This window comes from Microbacterium sp. NPDC003461, assembly GCF_053588335.1.
The window spans coordinates 1-5,031 of sequence record NZ_JBSFPT010000054.1 but is presented as its reverse complement, the minus strand read 5'-3'; the positions used below and the strand labels follow the sequence as shown (position 1 = coordinate 5,031).

Here is a 5,031-nt window from a genome sequence, read left to right as displayed (position 1 = left end):
TCAGAGAGTTAGCGCTTCTGATCCTCGGGGACCTCGACCCCTACCGCCGAATCACCGCCCGGCCACCCTCACCCCACCGGATGTCCGAAGAGCCACATAACCCAGCTTGCGGCAGACTTTAACTGCCGCAAGGCGCTGATCCTGACACCGATGATCCACGAGGGCCTCTGCTGGAACGATGCGGATGCAGCCGCAGACCTCCTCGTCCGGGCGTACTACGTTGCGCTCGAAGGCGGATCCCCCGAGATCCCGGATTACGAGTTCAACGACTCGTCCACGGGACTGTGCCAGATCTTCTCGCGCACTGCGATCATCGCGTACAACTTCGCGATCACCTGGGGAATGCAGACAGGTCGTAACTACGATTACAACGTCTGGCAGGACCGGTGGGATATGTGGAAGCGGCTGCAGGACCACGAGTTCAACCTCAAGGTGGCTATGTTCGTGATGATGCGTGAGGCGCAGGTGAACCTCGGGATCACGCCGACGGACACCAGGGACATGACGCCCAGCCAAGTGATGCGAATGTGCGTTCTGTACAACGGCACCAACACGAATGCGCAGGTCTACGGCCGCAATCGCATGAGCCAGTACTACACGCTCTGCAAGTGGGAGGAAGTCTTCCGGTAAATCGGAAGACTCAATCCAGGTGACCGCGCCGGGAGACAGCTTTCGCCCGGCGTGGGCACCTGTGAGAATGGCCTAATGACAGTGAGGACGGGAGCAAGTTCGACGATGGGCGACCCTGCCGACACCCGTTTCATCGGATCCGTTCTCACGGGTCTCGGCGCGGTCCTCTCCGCGGGCGTCGCCATCTGGGTGCTCGGGATGTCGGCGGGCTCCCACCGAGAAGGCTTTGGCACGGCGGTGGGGGTCTTCTTCTACGGGGCCTGCGCTCTGTTGATGGTCACCTCGGTGATCATCGCGATGATGGGTGCCCGTCGAGCGCAGGGCCGTGACCGACGTGCGCTTCTCACACTCGCGGTCGCGATGCCGGCAGTCGGCCTCGTGGTGATTGTCACCGCCGCCTCGGTACTTCTTTGACAGGGCCAGTGTTCAGCCGCTCTGACGAGCACGTCTACGATTATTAGAGGTCTCAGCTACGCTCCGAGAGCTGATGAGGGCTCGTCGACCGCCTCGGCAGTCGGGCTGGGCGCAGGGCCAGCCTCTCACCGGGGTCGATTCCAGACCGCGTTTGTTCAACTGCAGCACGTTGACGTAGGCGGTCACCGATCGCGATGGGGCTGTCACCGAGTGCGACCGCGTAGCGGGCGGTCTGCCTCTCGTCGTTCAGCGCGAGCTCGCCCTGCGCCTAGGAGCTTTTCCCCAAGTCGATGAGGTCGTGACGGAACTCGGCCTAGACCTACCCGCGTCGTATCGCACCGCGCACTGATTCGCTCTCAGGAGCCGAGTACCGCGACGATCGGCCGATGATCGCTGCCAGGGCTCGGAGTATCGATGATTCGCACATCGAGCACCTCCCAGAGTGCGCCGACGAGAACATGATCGATCGGCGAGGATAGTGGCTGAGGTGCGGTCGAGGGCCACGTGCCCGATGCAGCCATGGACGAGGCCTGGGCGGCATCGCTGCAGCCTGGCAGAGCGCCGAGATGGTCGATGGTCGCGTTGAGATCGCCTGCGACGACGACGCCAGCGCCCAAGGTCCGGCACTGCGCCGCGACCCATTTCAGCCCATCCCGCCAGTCGTCCATGTTCGCCGGTAGCGGCGGCATCGGATGCGCAACGACGATCGGCGGAGAAGCCTCGTCGTCGGGGAGCCAGACTCCGCTCGGCAGACCCGGTGTGGAACCACGAGAAGCATCGAGCCGATAGCTTCCGAGCTCCGTCGAGATCAGCACGGAGGTCGGAATCCGCTCTCCCACCGTCGACGACGACATTGTCAGCCCGTGTTCTGCGAGGATCGTGCGTATCTCGCCCGCAGCCAGGGCGTCCGTCTCAGGCAGGGCAATCACATCAGGTCGAACCGTCAGGGCGAGATCGGCGATCTTCTGAGCCGACGTCGCACCGCCCTGGGCGTTCCACGACAGGACGATGAGGTCGCCGTCGACGAGCATGGAGGTGCTGTCAGGGGGCGCGAAGGCGTTTCCCCAGCCCCGTGCTCCGAGGACGGCGGCCTGCGCGAGGGCAGCGATCAGGAGAACGCCGGCGACGACGACCGCGATGATCCGGCGAGATCGCCGATTCGCCAGGAGGGCGATTCCTCCCGTGATCACGGCGACGACAGCGAAGCCGATAACGAGGACCGGGCGAAAGGCAATGAGCTGAGCGACGCCGAAGGCTCTGTGCAGACCGAACGACTGAGGCCAGGTGGCGCCAACGAGCATGACAGAGGCGACAATGAGCGCTGCGATCACGACGACGACTCGTCGGGTGCTCCAGCGCCGCGGGGTCGATGAACCGTTGTGCGTCACCGGTGGGCGCGGTTCTATCGTCACTGCCATGTGCACAGTCTCCTCTGATGAGCTGAAGGGAATTCGGACGGAGTACGACCGGGCCGATCGTGCACCGGGAGGGCCTGTTCGTCTCTCACGTGCTGGAGTAGCGGGCGAAGATCGCCGAGGGCACGCTGGAAGCCCCGCGCACAAGGGCCGCCCTCACTCTGCGGAGCGGGGTGCGTGTCGCGGAGCTGGGACAGCAGGTCACCCTGCTGGAGGCTGATCTCGCGAAGCGGGACGAGACGATCGTGGCGCAGGACGAGGCGCTGCTGTAGTGCCCAGCCAGGTTGTTTGAGGTTTGGCTGATGGGCGGGAGCTTTCCGATGGCGGTGTGGGGCCTGTGGTGATTGTAGAAGTGCAGCCAGGCTGGCAGGGCTGCGCGGCGGGCTGACTCGCTGTTGTAGTGCTTCACGTAGGCCCAGTCGTCGGCCATAATGCGGTGGAAGCGTTCGATCTTCCCGTTCGTCTGCGGCCGGTATGGCCGGGTCCGCTTGGGTGTGATGCCGAGCTCGGCGCAGGTGTGCCGCCAGGCGTGGGATCGGTAGACGGAGCCGTTGTCGGAGAGGACTCGCTCGACGCGGACGCCGCGGTCGGCGAACCAGGACACGGCGCGTCGGAGGACGCCGATGGCGGTCTCGGCGCGTTCGTCGTCGTGGATCTCGGCGTAGGCGATACGGGAGTGATCGTCGATGACGGTGTGGACGTAGGCGTGCCGCATCAGAGGGCCGCGCAGTTGCCCCTTTCGGCGGGCGAGATCTGTCGCTGCTCCATTGCGGCCGCCCTGTTCCCGCCCGACGTAGCGCCGGCCGCCGCTGGCGGGGATGTTGCCGAGCTTCTTCACGTCGACATGGATCAGAGCGCCCGGCTTGTCGTGCTCGTAACGGCGGGCGGGTTCGCCGGTCTTCACATCGACATGCGACAGGCGGTTCAAGCGGCAGCGGGTCAGCAGGGCATGGACCGTCGAGGCGGGCATTCCGACCCGGCCGGCGAGCTGAACGGGGCCCAGACGCTTGCGGATCCGCAGGTGGACGATCTTCTTCACGAGGTGCTGTGGGGTCTTGTTCGGATGCGTGTGCGGACGCGACGATCGGTCAGCCATGCCGGCTTCGCCGAGCTCGAGATAACGCTGAGCCCACTTCGCGGCGGTCGGCCAGGACACCCGGAAGTAGTCCGCAGCGGCGGCGATCGTCCACTCCTCGTCGACGATCTTCTGGGCGAGACGGAGCCTTTGGCGCGGGGTGAGCGCCGCGTTAGCGTGAGACACGAGGACCTCCTGGTTCAGAGCGGATGCGGTAGCAGCACCACTCTGCCGGGAGGTTCTCGTCACATCAGGCCAGCCAGATCAAACAACGTCCCTGGGCACTACACCTAGCTACACTCGCTGGGAAAAGGTGCCGCCTTCTTGGAAGCACTGTCGAGCTAGAACGCACGGTTATTCCCGCTTGGAAGGCGTGGCAGACATCCTGGAACGAGCCCGAGCGGAAAGCTCGTTCTACTTGCTATGAGAAGAGCTGGCGAAGCGCGTCGAGGTCGCCGGAGTCGACCACCTTCTGGACCGCGGCAATGGTGTCCTGATTCACAAACATGCCCTTGAGTGTGTCGTTCCAGATCGCCCGCACGGTGTCCACGTCACCGGCGTCAACCGCCGCGCCGGCAGACTCGATTGCCTGTTGGTACGGCATCTGCTGGAAACCAGCAGCCACGTCATCTGGGTTGTAGTACGGCACCCAGGGGGTCTCTGGGTTGGGAGTGAGCCAGAGCACCTGGCCGGGGTGGATGTCCCGCCTGTGGTTCATCGAGGCAAGGGTTGGGTACGCGCAAAGCCGTTCAGCGACCACGGCCTCGACGTCGCCGGGCTCAACGGTATAGGTCACGGGGGTGCCGTTCTCATCTACTGTCACCTCGCCCCGCGCGAACTCACGCGCGCCTAGATCCCGGAGAGTCCCCTGCCGCTCCCAATACAGACCCCCCGCGTCGCTGTAGATCTCCGATGCGTCGGAGCAGGTTCCCGGTTCGGTCGATTCCGGCGTCGGCGTAGCCTCACTGACCGGCTCAACAGGCGTTGGAGCGGATGCCTTGGGCGTCTGGACTGCCGCTGGTGCTGTGGCGCTGCACCCGGCAAGCGCGACAGTCGTTAGGGCGAGCGCAGCGAGAGCTGTGCAGAGCTTGGCTTTGCGTGACATAACGCTCCCAGATTCGGAGACTGCGACCCTGTTTTCGCCGCGGGAGGATCTTAGCCCCTCTGAGCCACGTGATCGCAGATGCACTGCATCGCGTCGCCGGCGACTTGCTCGGCTCGCTCGACGGCGGTCTCGTTCGGCGCATAGAGTGCCGCCAAGACCAAACGGACACTCCGTCGGTCAGCCGGAAGGAAAGTGCACATGGTTCTGGATTTCAGCACGACTGCCACCCAGGAGCTTGTCAAGTTGTGTGTGTAAGCGGGCGGTGTCTCGGGGTTAGAGGTAGGGCTGGACGCGGCGGGGGAAGACGATCGCGAGCTGTTCGAGGGCCTTCTTCCAGTTCGTGACGATTTGGCCTTCGACGAGCCGGCCTTCGGCCTTGCGCTTGGCGCCGC

At 64.6% G+C, this 5,031-nt stretch carries 4 protein-coding genes and 1 pseudogene; 2 read left to right on the top strand and 3 right to left on the bottom strand.

The window, feature by feature from the left end:
• The first annotated feature begins 150 nt into the window (after positions 1-150).
• On the top strand, positions 151-630 hold the full coding sequence (locus ACWDR7_RS12960) for a hypothetical protein (protein ID WP_449855308.1): 480 nt from the start codon (positions 151-153) through the stop codon (positions 628-630).
• A 105-nt stretch (positions 631-735) separates the two neighbouring features.
• Positions 736-1,044 (top strand): hypothetical protein, encoded by a 309-nt coding sequence (locus tag ACWDR7_RS12955; protein WP_449855307.1) that lies wholly within the window; start codon positions 736-738, stop codon positions 1,042-1,044.
• Positions 1,045-1,400: 356 nt separating this feature from the next.
• Here the strand turns inward: ACWDR7_RS12955 and ACWDR7_RS12950 are convergent, their stop codons facing one another.
• The 3 genes and pseudogenes from ACWDR7_RS12950 to ACWDR7_RS12940 form a co-directional block, all read right to left on the bottom strand.
• Entirely contained in the window at positions 1,401-2,462 is a 1,062-nt protein-coding gene (locus tag ACWDR7_RS12950) for an endonuclease/exonuclease/phosphatase family protein (RefSeq protein WP_449855306.1), read from the bottom strand.
• A gap of 262 nt (positions 2,463-2,724) precedes the next feature.
• Positions 2,725-3,720: pseudogene (locus tag ACWDR7_RS12945) on the bottom strand (IS481 family transposase); the annotation flags it as partial.
• 235 nt (positions 3,721-3,955) lie between these two features.
• Entirely contained in the window at positions 3,956-4,639 is a 684-nt protein-coding gene (locus ACWDR7_RS12940; protein ID WP_449855305.1) for a hypothetical protein, read from the bottom strand.
• Positions 4,640-5,031: the final 392 nt, after the last annotated feature.

Bases quoted from the DNA above. Each gene is read 5' to 3' on its own strand.
- ACWDR7_RS12955 (WP_449855307.1), top strand. From the start codon at position 736: ATGGGCGACCCTGCCGACACCCGTTTCATCGGATCCGTTCTCACGGGT.
- ACWDR7_RS12950 (WP_449855306.1), bottom strand. From the start codon at position 2,462: ATGGCAGTGACGATAGAACCGCGCCCACCGGTGACGCACAACGGTTCA.
- ACWDR7_RS12960 (WP_449855308.1), top strand. From the start codon at position 151: ATGATCCACGAGGGCCTCTGCTGGAACGATGCGGATGCAGCCGCAGAC.
- ACWDR7_RS12940 (WP_449855305.1), bottom strand. From the start codon at position 4,639: ATGTCACGCAAAGCCAAGCTCTGCACAGCTCTCGCTGCGCTCGCCCTA.